The organism is Variovorax sp. GW821-FHT06D12 (assembly GCF_059419205.1).
The window spans coordinates 584,067-601,668 of sequence record NZ_JBWKRI010000003.1 but is presented as its reverse complement, the minus strand read 5'-3'; the positions used below and the strand labels follow the sequence as shown (position 1 = coordinate 601,668).

Sequence of the window (17,602 nt, the reverse complement as noted above, 5' to 3'; positions counted from 1 at the left end):
GCGGCTACAGCGCGCAGGTGCGAAAGCCGAAGAAGCCGTCGTCGGCATCGGGCAGCGCAAAGCCACGGCGGCGCGGCGACCGCAGGCGCGCACGCGTCGCAAACGAGGCGCCGCGCAGCACACGCGCACGGCCGAAGGCGACCACCGGATCGAACTCGCCACCGGCGCTCCAGGGATCGGCCCGGAACCCCGGCCAGGGTTGCAGCGTGCCTGCCGTCCACTCGTGCACGTCGGCCCAGCGAAAGCCGCGCCGCGCGGCCGTGTGGGCGGCGATTTCCCATTCGACCTCGGTCGCGATGCGCCGGCCGGCCCAGCGCGCCCAGGCGTCGGCCTCCCACCAGCTCAGGTGCACGGCGCTGTGGTGCCCGGCCGCGCGCACGGTGACGCCGAAGCGCTGCTGCAGCACCGAGCCACCCGTGCCGTTGCGCGACACGCCGATCTGCTCCACATGGCGCGGCCCGCGCCGGCCTTCGGTCTGCGCGGCGAGCCAGCGCCAGCCGTCGCTGTGCCACAGCTCCTCGCGGTCGTAGCCGCCGTCGTCGACGAACTCGATGTACTGGTCCCAGGTGACGGGCTGGGCGTCGATCTCGAACTCGGGCACGTCGACGCGGTGCGCCGCGCCTTCCTGCGCGAACAGGAAGCCGCTGTGCTCGGGCAGGCCGAGCTCCCAGCGCGTGGCCGGCAGCAGCAGCGGCTCGCGCGTGACGGCGGTGGGCGGCTGCTCGATGTTCAGCGGCAGGCCCAGCGTCTGCGCCAGCACCACGAGCTGCTCGCCGCGCAGGTCTTCATGGAAGAGCGCGAGCCGGTAGAAGTACAGGCCGGCATCGGTCTCGGCGGCGTTCTCGAGCAGCTCGAGCGTGCTCTCGAGGGTTTCGAGCAGGTAGGCCTTGGTCTGGCCCAGGCCCGGCAGGTCGGGCGACCAGCAGCGATCGGCCGCGCCCTGGGCCGGGTTCCACCAGTCGTCGGCGTCGGGGTCGATGGCGGCCAGCCGCGTGGGGCGCACGGGGCAGTCGATGCCGAAGGCGCGCTGGGTGTTGCGCCCGATCCACCATTCGGCGAACCAGCCGATGTGGCCCGCCAGCCAGACCGGCGGCACCACGCCCGGCTGCGGCGGCACGCGCATGGCTTCGCCCAACGCCTGTTCAAACAGGGACAGCAGGTGCAGCGTGTGGTTGCGCGCGTCGATGAGGGCCAGCGAGAGCAGGTCGCGGCCGGCGCGGCGCATGTCGGGGGAGTCGATCGACAGGGGCGGGCTCGCCGCACCGAAGGGCGTCGAAGGCGGCGGGCTCGAAGACATGGGCCATTATGGCGACCGCCCGACAGGCCCTCTGGCGACGCGGATTCCGGGTAAACCCGAGTTTGTGTCAAGGCAATACTAAGGTTCACCGAGATACCATTGCGGGCTTTGCGCGCAGCCCCCACCAGGGGCCGGCGCTTCACCTTGGGCTTCGCGGGAGACACCCCTTGTCTGTATTCCTCAAATTCGCGGCCGTCATGGACTGGGTCAGCGAAAAACTCGGCAAATTTGCCGGCTATGCGGTCCTGGCCGCATCGCTCATCTCGGCCGCCAACGCCTTCGTCCGGTACGGCTTCGACTTCAGCAACAACGCCTTCCTCGAGATCCAGTGGTATCTGTTCGCCGCCACCGTGATGCTCGGTGCGCCGGTGGTGCTGCGCTTCAACGAGCACGTGCGCGTGGACATCATCTACGGCAAGCTCAAGGGCCACGGACCGGTGTATGTCGACCTGTTCGGCCTGACCTTCTTCCTGCTGCCGGTGATGGGCCTGCTGACCTACCTCACCTGGCCGTTCTTCTGGAACACCTGGGTGTCGGGCGAGATGTCGGGCAACATCGGCGGGCTGATCCGCTGGCCCGCCGCGCTGCTGATGCCCGTGGGTTTCTGCACGATGTTCCTGCAAGGTGTCGCCGAGATCATCAAGCGCATCGCCTACCTGCGCGGACTGATCGAGATGAACACGCACTACGAGAAGCCGGTGCAGTGATGGCGTTCGTCGCGCTTCGCCAGACCGCCCCGACACCGCCCGCACCGCAGGACAAGTAGACATCATGCACATGGAAAATTTCGCCCCGATCATGTTCGCGGGGCTCGTGGTGATCATGCTGATCGGGTTTCCGGTCGCGTTTTCGCTCTCGGCCCTCGGCCTGATCTGCGGCTTCTTCGCCATCGAGATGGGCTGGTTCCCGGCCGGCTTCATGGCCAACCTGCCGCTCAACGTGTTCGGCATCCTGTCGAACGAGACGCTGCTGGCCATTCCGTTCTTCACGCTCATGGGAGCGGTGTTAGAAAAATGCGGGCTCGCCGAGGACATGCTCGACTCGATGGGCCAGCTCTTCGGCCCGATCCGCGGCGGCCTGGGCTACTCGGTGATCATCGTGGGCTTCATCCTCGGCGCCATCACCGGCACGGTGGCCGGCCAGGTGATCGCGATGGCGATGATCTCGCTGCCGGTCATGATGCGCTACGGCTACAACATGCGCTACTCGACCGGCGTGCTCGCCGCCTCGGGAACCATCACGCAGCTGGTGCCGCCCTCGCTGGTGCTGATCGTCATGGCCGACCAGCTCGGCACCGACGTCGGCCAGATGTACAAGGGCGCCTGGGGCCCGTCGATCCTGCAGGTGGTGATCTTCGCGATCTACACCTTCCTGGTCTCGCGCATCCGCCCGCACTACGTGCCCGGCCTGCCCGCCACGGCGCGCACGCTGCACGGCTGGGCGCTGTGGGGCAAGTGCCTGCGCGGCATCATTCCCTCGGCCATCCTGATCTTCGCGGTGCTCGGCTCGATGGGCGGCCTGCCCTTCATGGACAAGGCCATCGCCACGCCGACCGAGGCCGGCGCCATGGGCGCGGTGGGCGCGCTGGTGCTGGCGCTCATTCACCGGCGCCTGAACTGGGCGCTGATGAAGGACGCGATGGAAGGCACCATGCGCCTCACGGCGATGGTGGTGTTCATCCTGATCGGCTCGCGCGTGTTCTCGCTGGTGTTCCAGGGCGTGGACGGCGCCAAGTGGATCGAGCACATGCTCTCGGGCCTGCCCGGCGGCCAGATCGGCTTCCTGATCGCGGTCAACATCTTCGTGTTCTTCCTGGCGTTCTTCCTCGACTTCTTCGAGATCGCCTTCATCATCCTGCCGCTGCTGGGCCCCGTGGCCCACAAGCTGGGCATCGACATGGTGTGGTTCGGCGTGCTGCTGTGCGTGAACATGCAGACCTCGTTCATGCACCCGCCGTTCGGCTTCGCGCTGTTCTATTTACGGGGCATCGCCGACACCCTGTTCAAGAACGGGGCGTTGCCCAAGAAGGTGGAGTCGCGCGACATCTACCTGGGCGCCGTACCCTGGGTCGTGATGCAGCTGCTGCTGGTGGCCATCGTGATCTTCTTCCCGCAGACGGTGACCGTGTTCCTCGAGAAGGAAAAGGTCGTCGACATCGACAAGGTCAACCTCGACATGCCGGTCGACCCGAACGCGCCGCCCGCCACCGACAACGGCGTGAACATGGAAGACCCGTTCGGCAACCAGAAGACGCCCGAGGAAACGCCGGCGCCGGCGGCCCCGGCGGCGGGCGAAGCTTCCAAGCCGTGAGCGACGCCCGCCCCGGCGACGCCCCGAACGACCACCCCGCAACGCAAGAAGGCGGCCCGCTCGAAAGCGCCGCCTTCCCGCCGCTGCTGCGCACGCTGGCGGTGGTGCTCGTGGTCGATCTCTTCGCCTTCGCGCTGTGGAGCCTGCCGTCGCTGCGCACCACCAGCTGGTCGGCCACCAGCCTGTTCGTCTTCGGCGTGGCGGGCCTGTGCGTGATCTGGGTCGGCTACTGGATCGTCTACAGCCGCACCCGCCTCGAAGGCGACGTGCTGACGCAGACCTGGCTGTGGAACAAGCGCGTGAGCGCGCAGGACGTGGCGCAGCTCAAGCTGGTGCACATCCGCATGCTCGAGCGCGTGATCGCGCCGCGCCTGCTGGTGCGCCGGCGCTTCGGCGGCATCACCTGGTTCCATGCCTACGACCCGCAGGTGCTGATCGCGTTCGGCGAACAGGTGGCGATGCGCACGCTGCCCTCCGCGCCACCGCCCTCTCCCGACCCCGACCCCGCGTCCAAATGAAAAAGCCCCGCCGAAACCGGCGGGGCTTTTTTCTTGTGAGGTGCGAAGCGCCGGGTTGCGGCGCCGCGTGCCTTACAGCTTCTGCTGTTGCATGAAGCGGTCGAAGGTGCCTTCGGTGTAGCGGAACCAGGCGTTCTGGTCGGCCAGGAACTTGGACCAGTCGCTGTAGATCTTCTTCCACTCGGGGTTGCTGTTGTTCAGGTCCGAGTAGATCTGCTGGGCCGACTTGAAGGCGGCGTTCATCACGTCCTGCGAGAACGGACGCAGCTTGGTGCCCGAGCCCACGAGCTGCTTGAGCGCGATCGGGTTCTTGGCGTCGTACTTGGCCGTCATCGTGATGTTGGCGTGTGCGGCAGCCGCTTCGACCACGGCCTTGAAATCGGCCGACAGGCTTTCCCATGCCTTGGTGTTGATGTAGAAGTCGAGCTCGGGGCCGCCTTCCCACCAGCCGGGGTAGTAGTAGAACGGGGCGATCTTGTTGAAGCCCAGCTTCTGGTCGTCGTACGGGCCGACCCACTCCAGGCCGTCGAGCGTGCCCTTTTCGAGCGCGGGGTACAGGTCGGCGCCGGGGATCGATTGCGGGATCACGCCGAAGGGCTCGAGCACCTTGCCGGCGAACGGGTTGGTGCGGAACTTCAGGCCCTTCAGGTCGGCGACCGACTTGATTTCCTTGCGGAACCAGCCGCCCATCTGCGCGCCCGTGTTGCCGCCCGGCAGGTTGATGATGTTGTACTTGGCGTAGAAGGCGCGCATCAGCTTCAGGCCGTTGCCTTCGTACATCCAGGCGTTCTGCTGGCGGGTGTTCATGCCGAAAGGCACGGCGCAACCCAGGCAGAAGGTCGGGTCCTTGCCGTAGAAGTAGTAAGGCGCCGTGTGCGCCATTTCGACCGCGCCGCTCTGGATGCCGTCGACCACGCCGAAGGCGGGCATCAGCTCGCCGCCCGCGTGCACGGAGATCTGGAACTTGCCGCCCGTCATGTCGCTCACGCTCTTCGAGAACACCTCGGCGGTGCCGAAGATGGTGTCCAGCGACTTGGGAAAGCTCGATGCGAGACGCCAGCGAACGGTGGCTTGCGCGTGAACCGCGGGCGCGATGCCGGCAGCCAGAACGCCCGCGATGCCGGCGTTTTTGATGAGGGAACGACGATCCATTGAATTCACTCCGAGTGCTTTGGAAAAAACAAAACGCGGCTTGTGACCGCGTCAGGGACTTTTGTGAGTCCTTTTGATTGTAAAAACGCGCTTACAGGTGGCCGGCGGGGGTTTACCCTGCGACCTCTTGTCAAACGAAGCGTTTTTTGATCGCGGCGGCAATGCCGTCGGCATCGAGGCCGATCGATGCGAGCAGCTTGGCCGGATCGCCGTGCTCGATGAAGCGGTCGGGCAGGCCCAGTTGCAGCACCGGCTTCTGGATGCCCGCGGCCTGCAGGGCCTCGACCACCGCACTGCCCGCGCCGCCCATGATGGCGCCCTCTTCGAGCGTGACGAGCGCGTCGTGCGTGCCCGCGACCTGCAGCAGCAACTCGACGTCGAGCGGCTTGGCCCAGCGCATGTTGACCACGGTGGCATCGAGCGACTCGGCCGCGGTGAGCGCCGGGTACAGCAGAGTGCCGAAGGCAAGGATGGCGATGCGCTGGCCTTCGCGGCGGACCTCGCCCTTGCCGAAGGGCAATGCGTCGAGCGTGAGGTGCGGCGTGGTGCCGGCGCCCGCGCCGCGCGGGTAGCGCACGGCCACCGGGTGGTTCTGTTCGTAGGCGCTCGTCAGCAGCTGGCGGCACTCGCGCTCGTCGGCCGGGCAGGCGATGCTCATGTTGGGAATGCAGCGCAGGAACGGGATGTCGTACGCGCCCGCGTGCGTGGCGCCGTCGGCGCCCACGAGGCCTGCTCGGTCGAGTGCGAACACCACGGGCAGGTTCTGGATTGCCACGTCGTGGATCAGCTGGTCGTAGGCGCGCTGCAGGAAGGTCGAGTAGATCGCCACCACGGGCTTCAGGCCCTCGCAGGCCAGGCCGGCGGCGAAGGTGACCGCGTGCTGCTCGGCGATGCCGACGTCGTAGTAGCGATCAGGAAAGCGCTTCTCGAACTCCACGAGCCCCGAGCCTTCGCGCATCGCGGGCGTGATGCCCACGAGGCGGCCGTCGTGCGCGGCCGTGTCGCACAGCCACTGGCCGAAGACCTGCGTGAAGGTCTGCTTGGCGGCCGTGGTCGACTTGACCAGGCCCACCTGCGGATCGAACTTGCCCGGGCCGTGGTAGGCCACCGGGTCGGCCTCGGCGAGCTTGTAGCCCTGCCCCTTCTTCGTGACCACGTGCAGGAACTGCGGGCCGTCCAGGTGCTTGAGGTTCTCGAGCGTGGGCACCAGCGAGTCGATGTCGTGGCCGTCGATGGGGCCGACGTAGTTGAAGCCGAACTGCTCGAACAGCGTGGCCGGCACGACCATGCCCTTGGCATGCTGCTCCAGGCGCTTGGCCAGCTCGAACAGCGGCGGCGCATTGCGCAGCACGCTCTTGCCGACGCTCTTGGCGGCGGCGTAGAAGTTGCCGCTCATGAGCTGCGCGAGGTAGCGGTTGAGCGCGCCCACCGGCGGGCTGATCGACATGTCGTTGTCGTTCAGGATGACCAGCAGCTTGCAGTCGCACACGCCCGCGTTGTTGAGCGCCTCGAAGGCCATGCCGGCCGTGAGCGCGCCGTCGCCGATGATGGCCACGGCATGGCGCTTCTCGCCCTTCTGCTTGGCGGCCATGGCCATGCCGAGCGCGGCCGAGATGCTGGTCGACGAGTGGGCGGTGCCGAAGGTGTCGTATTCGCTCTCGGTGCGCTGCGGAAAGCCCGAGATGCCGCCGAGCTGGCGCAGCGTGGGCATGCGCTCGCGCCGGCCCGTGAGGATTTTGTGCGGGTAGGTCTGGTGGCCCACGTCCCACACCAGCCGGTCGTGCGGCGTGTTGAACACATGGTGCAGCGCCACCGTCAGCTCGACCGTGCCGAGGTTGGAGCTCAGGTGGCCCCCGGTGCGCGAGACGTTGTCGAGCACGCAGGCGCGCACCTCGTCGGACAGCTGCTTGAGCTGGGCCCGGTCGTACTGGCGGATCGGCGAAGGGTCGTGGAGAGTGGGAAGCAGCGGAGCCATGGAGGTGGGTTCTTTTTTCTTCTCAGCGGTCGCGGTCGACCACCATGTGGGCCAGGGCGCGCAGTGCGGCGGTGTCGGCCAGGCCGCTCTTGTTCAGCGCGGCGATGGCATCGGCAAGAAGCTGGCTCGCCTGCGCGCGCGCGCCGTCCAGGCCGAGCAGCGACACGTAGGTGGGCTTGTCGGCCGCGGCGTCCTTGCCGGCGGTCTTGCCCAGGGTTTGCGAGTCGGCGGTGACGTCGAGGATGTCGTCGACCACCTGGAACGCCAGGCCGATGGCGGCGCCGTAGTCGCGCAGCGCCGCCAGCGCGGCCGGCGACACGGAGCCGCAGGCGGCGCCCATCTCGACGCTGCCCTGCAGCAGCGCGCCGGTCTTCAGGCGGTGCATTTCGCGCAGCTGGGTTTCGTTCAGTGCGATGCCGACGCTGGCCAGGTCGATGGCCTGGCCGCCGGCCATGCCCTGGCTGCCGGCGGCGCGCGCCAGCAGGCGGCACAGCAGGGCCTGCATGGCGGCGGGCACCTCGTCGCCCTCGGGTGCGAGCAGCTCGAAGGCCAGCGCCTGCAGCGCGTCGCCCGCGAGCAATGCGTCGGCTTCGCCGAACTTCACGTGCACGGTGGGCTTGCCGCGGCGCAGCACGTCGTTGTCCATGCACGGCAGGTCGTCGTGCACCAGCGAATAGGCGTGGATGAGTTCGGTGGCGCAGGCCGCACGCAGCGCGGCGTGGGCGTTGCCGCCGACCGCTTCATTGGCCGCGAGCACCAGCAGCGGCCGCAGCCGCTTGCCGCCGTCGAGCACGGCATAGCGCATGGCGTCGCCCAGCAGCACCGGCGCATCGACGCCGACCCAGCGCGACAGCGCCGCTTCGACCGTGGCCAGATGGGGCTCGGCCCAGCCGGCCAGCGTCTTCGCGTCCCAGGGGGTGGTGACGGTGGAAGTCATCGGGACGGCGCTCATTCGGCCGTCCAGGGCTTGAGGCTGCCCGCGTCGAGCACCTTGATCTGGTCCTCGACCGCCTGCAGCTTGTCGCGGCAGAAGCCGAGCAGTGCGGCGCCGCGCTGGTAGCTGCCCAGCAGCTGGTCCAGCGGGAGCTGGCCCGATTCGAGTTCTGCAACCAGTTGTTCCAGTTCCTGGAGCCCGGCTTCGTAGCTGGCGGGCAGCGGCCCGGTGTCGGGCGTGGCCGCCGGGCTGGTCGTGGAAGGAGAAGGCACCTTGGGCATGCAACGAATCGTGGATGAAACGGAACATTTTAGGGCGGGGGCGCAACGAACCGCCGGGCAGCCTGCGCACGTGTGCGCGACCCTTTGCAACACCCTGTATGGCGCCCGGCCATGCGAGGCAAAAACCCGGCGGGCGCAAAAATGCCCCCCGGGTACAATCCCCGCTTCCCCCGCCGGTCGCACCGGCACACCTCTTCGGGCCGTCACCCTTGCAGACGGCGCCTTCCGTTTTTTTCTTTTTTCTCCCTGTGGGGAGCTTGGTCAGGTCCTCCATGTCTGATTTAAGTCTTCAACTGCAGCAGGCCGCGAGCCAACTTCCAGTTACCGCGTATTTCGACGAGGCCCTGTACGCCCGCGAAATGCAGAACCTTTTCGCGCGAGGGCCCCGCTACGTCGGGCACCGACTGGCCGTGCCCGAGCCGGGTGACTTCCACACCCTGCCGCAGGAACACCAGGGCCGCGCGCTGGTCCACACGCCCAAGGGCGTGGAGCTCATCTCGAACGTCTGCCGCCATCGCCAGGCCCTGATCCTGCAGGGCCGGGGCCAGCTCGACGCCCAGACCGGCGGCAACATCGTCTGCCCGCTGCACCGCTGGACCTACGCAGCGAAAGACGCGCGCACCACCGGCACGCTGATCGGCGCCCCGCATTTCGACCAGGACCCGTGCCTGAACCTGCACAACTACCCGCTCACCGAATGGAACGGTCTTCTGTTCGAGAAGAACGCCGACGGCAGCGGCCGTGACGTAGCGGCCGACATGGCGGGCCTGGGCCCGCAGGCCGACCTCGACTTCTCGGGCTACGCGCTCGACCGCGTCGAGCTGCACGAGTGCAACTACAACTGGAAGACCTTCATCGAGGTCTACCTCGAGGACTACCACGTCGGCCCGTTCCACCCCGGCCTGGGCAGCTTCGTCACCTGCGACGACCTGCGCTGGGAGTTCAAGCCCGAGTTCTCGGTGCAGACGGTGGGCGTGGCCAACCGCCTGGGCCGCGCCGGCAGCCCGGTCTACCAGAAGTGGCAGGAGCAGCTGCTCAAGTACCGCGACGGCAAGCCGCCGAAGTACGGCGCGATCTGGCTCACCTACTACCCGCACGTGATGATCGAGTGGTACCCGCACGTGCTCACCGTGTCGACGCTGCACCCGGTGAGCCCGACCAGGACGCTCAACATGGTCGAGTTCTTCTACCCCGAGGAAATCGTCGCCTTCGAGCGCGAGTTCGTCGAGGCCCAGCAGGCCGCCTACATGGAGACCTGCGTGGAAGACGACGAGATCGCCGAGCGCATGGACGCCGGGCGCCGCGCGCTCATGCTGCGCGGCGACAACGAGACCGGCCCCTACCAGAGCCCCATGGAAGACGGCATGCAGCAGTTCCACGAGTGGTACCGCAACGCCATGCAGCAACCACCCGTCTGACCCTCGCCTCTCCCGCCCCGCACCCGCCGGGGCTTTCTTTTTTCTGATCTGGATGTCAATCGATGCAAGCGCTGTGGATGGTGCTCGGGGCCTTTCTGTTCGCCACCATGAGCGTGGTCGTGAAGGTGGCCTCCGAATGGTTCAACAGCGGTGAGATGGTCCTGGGGCGCGGCCTCATCGGCATCGTGTTCCTCTGGCTGCTGGCGCGCAACCGCGGCACCTCGCTCGCCACCAAATACCCCGGCATGCATGCCTGGCGCAGCACCATCGGCGTGGTGTCGCTGGGCGCGTGGTTCTATGCCATCGCCCACATGCCGCTGGCCACCGCCGTCACGCTCAACTACATGAGCAGCGTGTGGGTCGCGGCCTTCCTGGTCGGCGGCGCGCTGCTGGCCTGGGTGCCGGTGCCCGGGCGCGACGGCCGCATCGAGCGCCCGCCGCTGCAGGGCCCGCTGGTGATGACCGTGCTCGCGGGCTTTGCCGGCGTGGTGCTCATGCTCAAGCCCACGGTGGGCGGCGGCGACGGCTTCGCGGGCATGCTGGGCCTGCTGTCGGGCGTCACGGCCGCCTTTGCCTACATGCAGGTGGTGGCGCTGTCGCGCATCGGCGAGCCCGAGCTGCGCACGGTCTTCTACTTCGCGGTCGGCTCGGCCGTGGCCGGTGCCTTCGCCACGGCCGCGACCGGGTTTTCGGGCGGCAGTTCGTGGACGTGGCAGCATGCGCTGTGGCTGCTGCCGATCGGCCTCTTGGCCGCCCTCGGACAGCTGTGCATGACCCGCGCCTACGCCACCGCCAAGACCCAGGCCGGCACACTGGTGGTGGCAAACCTGCAATATTCGGGCATCGTGTTCGCGGCCTTCTACAGCGTGGTGCTGTTCGACGACCGCATCGACGCCGCCGGCTGGGGCGGCATGGCACTGATCATCGCCAGCGGCATCGCGGCCACCGTGCTGCGCCAGCGGGCCGTGCCGAAGGCGCCGGCCGAGGAACACTGAACGCAGCAGCCACGGCACCCATCGCCGAACCATTTTTCGAAGGAGCTCTCACCATGTACACCACCCTCATCTCCGTCGAACAACTCAGGCAGCTGCGCGAGGGCGACTCGCCCCTCATGGTGTTCGACTGCAGCTTCGACCTCATGAAGCCCGAGGCCGGCGCGCAGCTGTACGCCGCCGCGCACATCCAGGGCGCGCAGTACGCCAACCTCGACACCGACCTCAGCGCCAAGCATGGCCTGCCCGGCGCGCGCGGCGACGTGGTGGTGGCGCAGGACGACGGCGTGCCCGCCTCGGGCGGGCGCCATCCGCTGCCCAGCCGCGAGAAGTTCGCGGCCTGGCTGTCGTCGGTGGGTTTTTCCAACACGATGCAGGCCGTGGTGTACGACCGCAACGGCGCCAACTACTGCGGGCGCCTGTGGTGGATGCTCAAGTGGATGGGCCACGACGCCGTGGCCGTGCTCGACGGCGGCCTGCAGGCCTGGCAGGCCGCGGGCGGCGAAGTGACCGACCGCGAGGAGCCCGCGCGCTTCCAGTCGAATTTCGTACAGGGCGAGCCGATCGCCAGGCTCGTGACCACCGACACCGTGGTGCGCCGGCTCGGCCAGCCTGACCAGAACCTGATCGACGCGCGTGCCGGTGCACGTTACCGCGGCGAGGTGGAACCTCTGGACCCGATCGCGGGTCACATCCCCGGGGCCCTGAACCGGCCCTTCGCCGACAACATCGGTCCCGACGGCAAGTTCAAGCCCGCCGCGCAACTGCGCGCCGAGTTCGAAGCGCTGCTCGCGGGGCGCGATGCGGCGACCGTCGTCCACCAGTGCGGCAGCGGCGTGAGCGCCGTGCCCAACCTGCTCGCGATGCAGATCGCGGGGTTCGGGACGACCGCGCTCTATGCCGGCAGCTGGAGCGAATGGAGCAACACGCCGGGGCTGCCGACCCGGCAAGGCGCAGAACCATGATGCACACCCTGCACACCCGACTTCGACGCACGTCGTCCGGCTTCGCACTGACCGCCGCCGCGCTGTTCGCGGCCGCAATCCTTCCCGCACAGGCCCAGCAACAGCACGCGCATGTGCACGGCCAGCTCAAGCTCGACGTGGCCATCGACGGGCCCACCATCGTGATCGCCATGGAATCGCCGCTGGACAACATCGTCGGCTTCGAGCGCGCGCCCAAGACCGACGCCGAGAAGAAGACCGTCGAAGCCGCCATCGCCCAGCTGCGCGCGGCCGACAAGCTCTTCACCATCGACCCCGCCGCCAACTGCAAGCTCGGCCCCGTCGACCTGCGCTCCGGCGCGCTCGGCCTGGGCAACCCCGACCCCGCCGAATCGAGCGGGCATGCCGACCTCGACGCCTCTTTCTCCTTCAACTGCACCCAGGCCGCCGCCGCGAAGTTCATCGACCTGAACCTGTTCTCGGCCTTCAAGGGCGCACGCCAGATCGACGTGCAGATCGTCAGTGCGCAGGGCCAGTTCAAGCGCCAGCTGAAGCGCCCGGGCGGCGCGCAGGCGGCGCAGCCTTCCCGCCTGACGCTGGGCAAGTGACAGCGTGAGCACCCTCCCGCAGGCCGAGACCACGCACTTGCGCGTCGTGCTCGCCGCCGAAGCCCTGCGCTTCACCTGGCCCGGCGTGAAGACCCCCTGCATCGACATCGAGGCCCTGCGCATCACGGCGGGTGAGTCCGTGTTCCTGCACGGCCCGAGCGGCTGCGGCAAGAGCACGCTGCTGTCGCTGCTGGCCGGCGTGCTGGTGGCCGACGAAGGCCGCGTCACGCTGCTGGGCCACGACTGGGCCAAGCTCTCGGGCACGCAGCGCGACCGCGCCCGCGTGGCGCACGTGGGCTACATCTTCCAGCAGTTCAACCTGCTGCCTTACCTGAGCGTGCTCGACAACGTGCTGCTGCCCTGCCGCTTCTCGGCGCGGCGCGAGGCGCAGGCCGCGCGCAACGGCAGCTCGCGCGATGAAGCCGAGCACCTGCTCGACCAGATGGGCCTGGACCGCGCGCTGTGGAAGCGCCAGGCGCTGCAGCTGTCCGTCGGCCAGCAGCAGCGCGTGGCCGCGGCGCGCGCGCTCATCGGCCAGCCCGAGGTCGTCATCGCCGACGAGCCCACCTCCGCGCTCGACGAAGACCGGCGCGAAGCCTTTCTCGACGTGCTGCTCACGGCCTGCGCCGTGAACCACAGCGCGCTCGTGTTCGTGAGCCATGACCAGCGCATCGCGCCACGCTTCGCGCGGCACGTGCTTCTGCCGGAGATCAACCGTGCGGCATCGAGCGCGATGGCGGTGGACGCATGAGAGCTTTGTTTTCCATCGCATGGCGCAGCGCCTGGAACCGCCGCTTCACGCTCGCGCTCACCGTGTTCTCGATCGCGCTGTCGACCTTCCTGCTGCTGGGCGTCGAGCGCATCCGCACCGAGCTGCGCGAGAACTTCGCGTCGTCGGTCTCGGGCACCGACCTCATCGTGGGCGCGCGCACCGGCTCCACGCAGCTCCTGCTGTACTCGGTGTTCCGCATCGGCGCGGCCACCAACAACATCTCGTGGAAGAGCGTGCAGGCACTGCAGGCGCACCCCGGTGTCGACTGGGTGGTGCCGCTGTCGCTGGGCGACTCGCACCGCGGCTTCTCGGTGCTCGCCACCACGCCCGAGTACTTCACGCACTTCCGCTACGGCGACCGCCAGACCTTGAAGCTGCGCGAAGGCAAGCCCTTCGACGCGCTGTTCGATGCCGTGGTCGGCGCCGAGGTGGCCGACAAGCTCGGCTACCACGTGGGCCAGAAGATCACGCTGGCGCACGGCAGCGGCGAACTCAACGTGGCCGAGCATGCCGACAAGCCCTTCACCGTGGTGGGCGTGCTCGCGCGCACCGGCACGCCGGTCGACCGCACGGTGCACATCGGCCTGGCGGCGATGGAAGCCATCCACCTCGAATGGGTGGGCGGCGCGCCGATGCCGGGCGTGAAGATTCCGGCCGAGCAGGTGCGCAAGTTCGACCTCACGCCCAAGAACGTGACGGCCGCGCTCGTGGGCCTGAAGAACCGCGCCGCGGTGTTCGGCGTGCAGCGCTGGATTTCGACGTACACCGGCGAGCCGCTGATGGCCATCCTGCCCGGCGTGGCGCTCGACGAACTGTGGAGCGTGATCGGCATCGGCGAGAACGCGCTGCTGCTGATGTCGGCACTGGTCGCGCTCGTGAGCCTGGCGGGGCTGGTGTCGGTGGTGATGGCGGGCCTGAACGAACGCCGCCGCGAGCTCGCCGTGCTGCGCGCCGTGGGCGCGGGCCTGCGCCATGTGCTGGCGCTGCTGGCGCTCGAAGGCGCGCTGGTCACCGTGCTGGGCGTGCTGCTGGGCGTGACGATGGCGGTGCTCGGCATCGCCCTGCTCTCGCCATGGCTGCAGGCGCAGTTCGGGCTGACGCTGAGCCTGTCCGAACCTACACTGAACGAATGGCTGCTGACGGCGAGCCTGCTGGTCGCCGGCTGGCTCGCGAGCCTGCTGCCCGGCATCCGGGCCTACCGACTGTCGCTGGCCGACGGCCTTTCTCCGAGAATCTGACCATGACGAAGACCTCCACACCCCGCGTGCTCACCGCCCTGTCGATGCTGCTGGCCGGCGCCGGCCTCGCAGCCGCCGCCTGGGCCGCCGAGCCCGCACCGAAGGACACGACCGCGACCAACCCGCTCGGCGGCAAGGCCGCCTCCGCCACGCCCCAGGCCACGGCGGGCCAGCCGCGCCAGATCAGCTGGGAAGAACTCGTGCCCAAGGACTGGGACCCGGCCAAGGCCTTCAAGGGCATCGACCTGAGCACACTCGACGACGGCGACCCGCGCGCCAACGAACTGCTGATGAAGATGCAGGAGGTGTCGAACAACGCGCCCACCAACCCCGCGCTCAACGGCGTGGAAGTGAAGATTCCCGGCTTCATCGTGCCGCTCGAAGAGGCCAAGGGCGAGGTCACCGAGTTCCTGCTCGTGCCCTACTTCGGCGCCTGCATCCACACGCCGCCGCCGCCGGCCAACCAGATCCTGCACGTCATTCCGCAAAAGGGCGCCAAGTTCCGCGCCATGGACACCGTGTGGGTCACCGGCAAGCTGCAGACGCTGCGCAACGACTCGATGATGGGCGTGAGCGGTTACCACGTGAAGGCCAGCAGCGTCACCAAGTATTCGGGCGGCGCCAAGTAACGACAGAGGTTCTTCCCCGGGCGATCGCCACGTCGCCCGGTGGTCTCGTGGTCCTGCGCCGACAGCACAGGCGGCGCACCGCCGACACAGACCGTTGCATCCGGGGCGCAGGCTGTGTCATCGCCTGCTCTGGCCCGCCGTTGAAGGAGTTCCGGGCACCCTGCCGGCGTCTTCAGGACATGCCAGATGACACCCTCTCCCCACCGCCCCCTCCTTCAGCGGCGCCTCATGGCTTCGCTGTGCGTCGCAGCGTTGTTCGTTGCAGGCTGCGACAAGCCCGCACCACCACCACCTCCCGCCGCTGAAGCACCGGCCACCCAGGCCCCCGCGCCCGTCGCCGCGCCGGTGCCGGCCGCCTACACGCCGCCCTCGGCCGAGCAGCTCTACCAGTTGGTCGCGCCGATTGCGCTGTACCCCGACAAGCTCGTCGCGCAGATCCTGGCCGGTGCCACCTACCCCGATCAGATCACCGCGGCCCACGGCTGGCTGCAGCAGAACCCCACGCTCAAGGCCGGCCCGCTCGCCGACGCCGCCAACCAGCAGCCGTGGGACCCGAGCGTGAAGTCGCTCACCGCGTTCCGGCCCGTGATGGACCAGATGGCCGGCAACATCGCGTGGACCACCTCGCTGGGCAAGGCCTACTACAACGACCCGGCCGACGTGATGAACGCGATCCAGGTGATGCGCCAGCGCGCATCGAAGGCCGGTCGCCTCAAGAACAACGACAAGCTGCGCGTGGCGCGCGCCGCGACGCCGCCCAACTACACGCCCGCGCCCGACATGCAGCCCATGTACGCGGGCCCCACGGTGATCGAAGCGCCCGAGGAGCTCATCACCATCGAACCCGTGCAGCCCGACGTGGTGTACGTGCCGCGCTACGACCCGCAGCTGGTGTACGACATGCCCGTGGCCGTCTACCCCGGCTATGCCTATGCACCGCCGCCGGTGGTGGTCGAGCCTGGCTACAGCCGTGGCCAGGTGGCCGCGGTGGGCGCGCTGGCCTTCGGCAGCGGCGTGATCGTCGGCTCGGCGCTGGAGCGCCACGGCTGGGGCTGGAACGCCTGGAACATGAACTGGGGCGCACCGCGCTGGCGCGACCGCGCGGCGCCGCCGCCACCGGCCTACCGGCCTGCGGTGGTCTACAACAACACCACGTATGTGTCGCGCTCGACCACGGTGGTCAACAACGTGCGCAACGTCTACAACAACAACTACGCAGGCGATCGCAGCGGCCCACCGACCGGTGCGGCGACATGGCAAGCGGCGCAGCAGCAAGAGCAGCTGCAACAACAGGCGCGTGCCCAGCAGCAGCAACAGCAACAAGCGCTGATGCAGCAGCAGGCAACCCAGAACCAGTTGCGCGAGCAACAGCAGGCCCAACAGGAACAGGCTCGGCGCCAGCAACAGGTGCAGCAGGAACAGGCCTTGCGCCAGCGCCAGGACCAGCAAGAGCAGGCACGGCGCCAGCAGATGCAGCAGCAACAAGCGGCACAGAACCAGCAGCGTCAACAACAGGCGCAGCAGGAACAGGTGCGCCGTCAGCAGCAGATGCAACAGGACCAGGCCCTGCGTCAACGCCAGGATCAGCAGGAACAGGCCCGTCGCCAGCAGATGCAGCAACAGCAGGCCACGCAGGAGCCGCAGCGTCAACAACAGGCCCAGCAGGAGCAGGCACGACGTCAACAGCAAGCGCAACAGGAACAAGCCCTGCGTCAGCGGCAAGACCCGCAAGAGCAAGCCCGTCGACAACAGATGCAGCAACAGCAGGCCGCGCAAGACCAGCAACGCCAACAACAGGCGCAGCAGGAACAGGCACGACGTCAGCAGCAGGCGCAACAGGAGCAGGCACTGCGTCAACGCCAGGACCCGCAGGACCAAGCCCGTCGCCAGCAGATGCAGCAGCAACAGCAGGCCGCGCAAGACCAGCAGCGCCAACAACAGGCCCAGCAAGAGCAGGCGCGTCGCCAGCAGCAGGCGCAGCAACAGGAACAGGCGTTGCGCCAGCAACGCCAGGACCAGCAGGAGCAGGGCCGCCGCCAACAGATGCAGCAGCAACAGGCGCAACAGGAACAGCTACGTCGCCAGCAGGATCAGCAGCAGGCCCAGGCCGCCCAGCAACAGCAACGGCAGGCGCAGCAGGAACAGGCCCGGCGCGCGCAGCAGATGCAGCAACAGGCTCAACAGGCTCAACAGGAGCAGGCCCGTCGCCAGCAGCAGTTGCAACAGCAACAACAGGCACAGGCGCAAGCCGCGCAACAGCAACGCCAGGCCCAGATGGAACAGGCGCGCCAGATGCAGATGCAACAGCAGCAAGCCGCCCAGGCCCAGCAACGCCAGCAACAGGAGCAGATGCAGCGCCAGCAGATGCAGCAACAACAGCAGGCCGCGCAGAACCAGGCGCGCCAGCAGCAGCACCAGCAGGAACAGATGCAACGCCAGCAGGCGCAACAGCAGCAAGCCCAGGCTCAGGCCGCAGCGGCGGCGGCTGCCGCCCATCGCCGCCGCCCGGGCGATCCCAACGCACCGCAGTGACC

At 68.3% G+C, this 17,602-nt stretch carries 16 protein-coding genes; 11 read left to right on the top strand and 5 right to left on the bottom strand.

The window, feature by feature from the left end; all coding sequences use genetic code 11:
- Nucleotides 1-4: 4 nt before the first annotated feature.
- Nucleotides 5-1,297 carry an SUMF1/EgtB/PvdO family nonheme iron enzyme gene (locus AC07SQ_RS13495; protein ID WP_095946852.1) on the bottom strand — a complete coding sequence of 431 codons (1,293 nt, stop codon included), beginning with the start codon at nucleotides 1,295-1,297 and terminating at the stop codon, nucleotides 5-7.
- Between the two features lie 167 nt (nucleotides 1,298-1,464).
- Between AC07SQ_RS13495 and AC07SQ_RS13490 the strand changes: the two genes are divergently transcribed.
- The 3 genes from AC07SQ_RS13490 (at nucleotide 1,465) to AC07SQ_RS13480 (ending at nucleotide 4,125) form a co-directional block, all read left to right on the top strand.
- A complete protein-coding gene (locus AC07SQ_RS13490; protein WP_070061823.1) occupies nucleotides 1,465-2,004 on the top strand; it encodes a TRAP transporter small permease subunit in 540 nt (179 codons plus the stop codon).
- Nucleotides 2,005-2,068: 64 nt separating this feature from the next.
- Nucleotides 2,069-3,607, top strand: a complete 1,539-nt coding sequence (locus AC07SQ_RS13485; RefSeq protein WP_062468805.1) for a TRAP transporter large permease — start codon at nucleotides 2,069-2,071, stop codon at nucleotides 3,605-3,607.
- Nucleotides 3,604-4,125 carry a hypothetical protein gene (locus AC07SQ_RS13480; RefSeq protein ID WP_159274600.1) on the top strand — a complete coding sequence of 174 codons (522 nt, stop codon included), beginning with the start codon at nucleotides 3,604-3,606 and terminating at the stop codon, nucleotides 4,123-4,125. The genes AC07SQ_RS13485 and AC07SQ_RS13480 overlap by 4 nt, the downstream gene beginning before the upstream one ends.
- 72 nt (nucleotides 4,126-4,197) lie before the next feature.
- Here the strand turns inward: AC07SQ_RS13480 and AC07SQ_RS13475 are convergent, their stop codons facing one another.
- The 4 genes from AC07SQ_RS13475 to xseB form a co-directional block, all read right to left on the bottom strand.
- A complete protein-coding gene (locus AC07SQ_RS13475; protein WP_062468808.1) occupies nucleotides 4,198-5,277 on the bottom strand; it encodes a TRAP transporter substrate-binding protein in 1,080 nt (359 codons plus the stop codon).
- A gap of 130 nt (nucleotides 5,278-5,407) precedes the next feature.
- Entirely contained in the window at nucleotides 5,408-7,252 is a 1,845-nt protein-coding gene (gene dxs / locus AC07SQ_RS13470) for a 1-deoxy-D-xylulose-5-phosphate synthase (RefSeq protein ID WP_070061821.1), read from the bottom strand.
- A 22-nt stretch (nucleotides 7,253-7,274) separates the two neighbouring features.
- On the bottom strand, nucleotides 7,275-8,189 hold the full coding sequence (locus tag AC07SQ_RS13465; protein ID WP_495270917.1) for a polyprenyl synthetase family protein: 915 nt from the start codon (nucleotides 8,187-8,189) through the stop codon (nucleotides 7,275-7,277).
- An 11-nt stretch (nucleotides 8,190-8,200) separates the two neighbouring features.
- A complete protein-coding gene (gene xseB, locus AC07SQ_RS13460) occupies nucleotides 8,201-8,467 on the bottom strand; it encodes an exodeoxyribonuclease VII small subunit (RefSeq protein ID WP_062468817.1) in 267 nt (88 codons plus the stop codon).
- A 272-nt stretch (nucleotides 8,468-8,739) separates the two neighbouring features.
- Here xseB and AC07SQ_RS13455 point away from each other — a divergent pair, with 272 nt between their 5' ends.
- From AC07SQ_RS13455 to AC07SQ_RS13420, 8 genes are all read left to right on the top strand, one after another.
- The gene (locus AC07SQ_RS13455; RefSeq protein WP_056582780.1) at nucleotides 8,740-9,885 is read left to right on the top strand and encodes an aromatic ring-hydroxylating oxygenase subunit alpha; all 1,146 of its coding nucleotides are present in this window, start codon (nucleotides 8,740-8,742) and stop codon (nucleotides 9,883-9,885) included.
- Nucleotides 9,886-9,947: 62 nt separating this feature from the next.
- Entirely contained in the window at nucleotides 9,948-10,880 is a 933-nt protein-coding gene (locus AC07SQ_RS13450) for a DMT family transporter (RefSeq protein WP_235926703.1), read from the top strand.
- 53 nt (nucleotides 10,881-10,933) lie between these two features.
- Nucleotides 10,934-11,842, top strand: a complete 909-nt coding sequence (locus tag AC07SQ_RS13445; protein ID WP_495270918.1) for a sulfurtransferase — start codon at nucleotides 10,934-10,936, stop codon at nucleotides 11,840-11,842.
- Nucleotides 11,839-12,429: a DUF2796 domain-containing protein gene (locus AC07SQ_RS13440; RefSeq protein ID WP_495270919.1), complete on the top strand. Its 591-nt coding sequence runs from the start codon at nucleotides 11,839-11,841 to the stop codon at nucleotides 12,427-12,429. Before AC07SQ_RS13445 ends, AC07SQ_RS13440 begins: the two co-directional genes overlap by 4 nt.
- Nucleotides 12,430-12,433: 4 nt before the next feature.
- Complete coding sequence (locus AC07SQ_RS13435; RefSeq protein WP_095946849.1) at nucleotides 12,434-13,180, top strand: ABC transporter ATP-binding protein; 747 nt, start codon at nucleotides 12,434-12,436, stop codon at nucleotides 13,178-13,180.
- The gene (locus tag AC07SQ_RS13430; RefSeq protein ID WP_070061815.1) at nucleotides 13,177-14,439 is read left to right on the top strand and encodes an ABC transporter permease; all 1,263 of its coding nucleotides are present in this window, start codon (nucleotides 13,177-13,179) and stop codon (nucleotides 14,437-14,439) included. The genes AC07SQ_RS13435 and AC07SQ_RS13430 overlap by 4 nt, the downstream gene beginning before the upstream one ends.
- A gap of 2 nt (nucleotides 14,440-14,441) precedes the next feature.
- Nucleotides 14,442-15,068, top strand: a complete 627-nt coding sequence (locus tag AC07SQ_RS13425) for a DUF3299 domain-containing protein (protein ID WP_495270920.1) — start codon at nucleotides 14,442-14,444, stop codon at nucleotides 15,066-15,068.
- 186 nt (nucleotides 15,069-15,254) lie between these two features.
- Entirely contained in the window at nucleotides 15,255-17,600 is a 2,346-nt protein-coding gene (locus AC07SQ_RS13420) for a DUF3300 domain-containing protein (RefSeq protein WP_495270921.1), read from the top strand.
- The last annotated feature ends 2 nt before the right edge of the window (nucleotides 17,601-17,602 follow it).

Excerpts from the sequence above, each read along its gene's own strand:
- AC07SQ_RS13495 (WP_095946852.1), bottom strand. The coding sequence starts at position 1,297 with ATGTCTTCGAGCCCGCCGCCTTCGACGCCCTTCGGTGCGGCGAGCCCG.
- AC07SQ_RS13485 (WP_062468805.1), top strand. The coding sequence starts at position 2,069 with ATGCACATGGAAAATTTCGCCCCGATCATGTTCGCGGGGCTCGTGGTG.
- AC07SQ_RS13475 (WP_062468808.1), bottom strand. The coding sequence starts at position 5,277 with ATGGATCGTCGTTCCCTCATCAAAAACGCCGGCATCGCGGGCGTTCTG.
- dxs (WP_070061821.1), bottom strand. The coding sequence starts at position 7,252 with ATGGCTCCGCTGCTTCCCACTCTCCACGACCCTTCGCCGATCCGCCAG.
- AC07SQ_RS13465 (WP_495270917.1), bottom strand. The coding sequence starts at position 8,189 with ATGACTTCCACCGTCACCACCCCCTGGGACGCGAAGACGCTGGCCGGC.
- xseB (WP_062468817.1), bottom strand. The coding sequence starts at position 8,467 with ATGCCCAAGGTGCCTTCTCCTTCCACGACCAGCCCGGCGGCCACGCCC.
- AC07SQ_RS13455 (WP_056582780.1), top strand. The coding sequence starts at position 8,740 with ATGTCTGATTTAAGTCTTCAACTGCAGCAGGCCGCGAGCCAACTTCCA.
- AC07SQ_RS13450 (WP_235926703.1), top strand. The coding sequence starts at position 9,948 with ATGCAAGCGCTGTGGATGGTGCTCGGGGCCTTTCTGTTCGCCACCATG.
- AC07SQ_RS13445 (WP_495270918.1), top strand. The coding sequence starts at position 10,934 with ATGTACACCACCCTCATCTCCGTCGAACAACTCAGGCAGCTGCGCGAG.
- AC07SQ_RS13440 (WP_495270919.1), top strand. The coding sequence starts at position 11,839 with ATGATGCACACCCTGCACACCCGACTTCGACGCACGTCGTCCGGCTTC.
- AC07SQ_RS13430 (WP_070061815.1), top strand. The coding sequence starts at position 13,177 with ATGAGAGCTTTGTTTTCCATCGCATGGCGCAGCGCCTGGAACCGCCGC.
- AC07SQ_RS13425 (WP_495270920.1), top strand. The coding sequence starts at position 14,442 with ATGACGAAGACCTCCACACCCCGCGTGCTCACCGCCCTGTCGATGCTG.
- AC07SQ_RS13420 (WP_495270921.1), top strand. The coding sequence starts at position 15,255 with ATGACACCCTCTCCCCACCGCCCCCTCCTTCAGCGGCGCCTCATGGCT.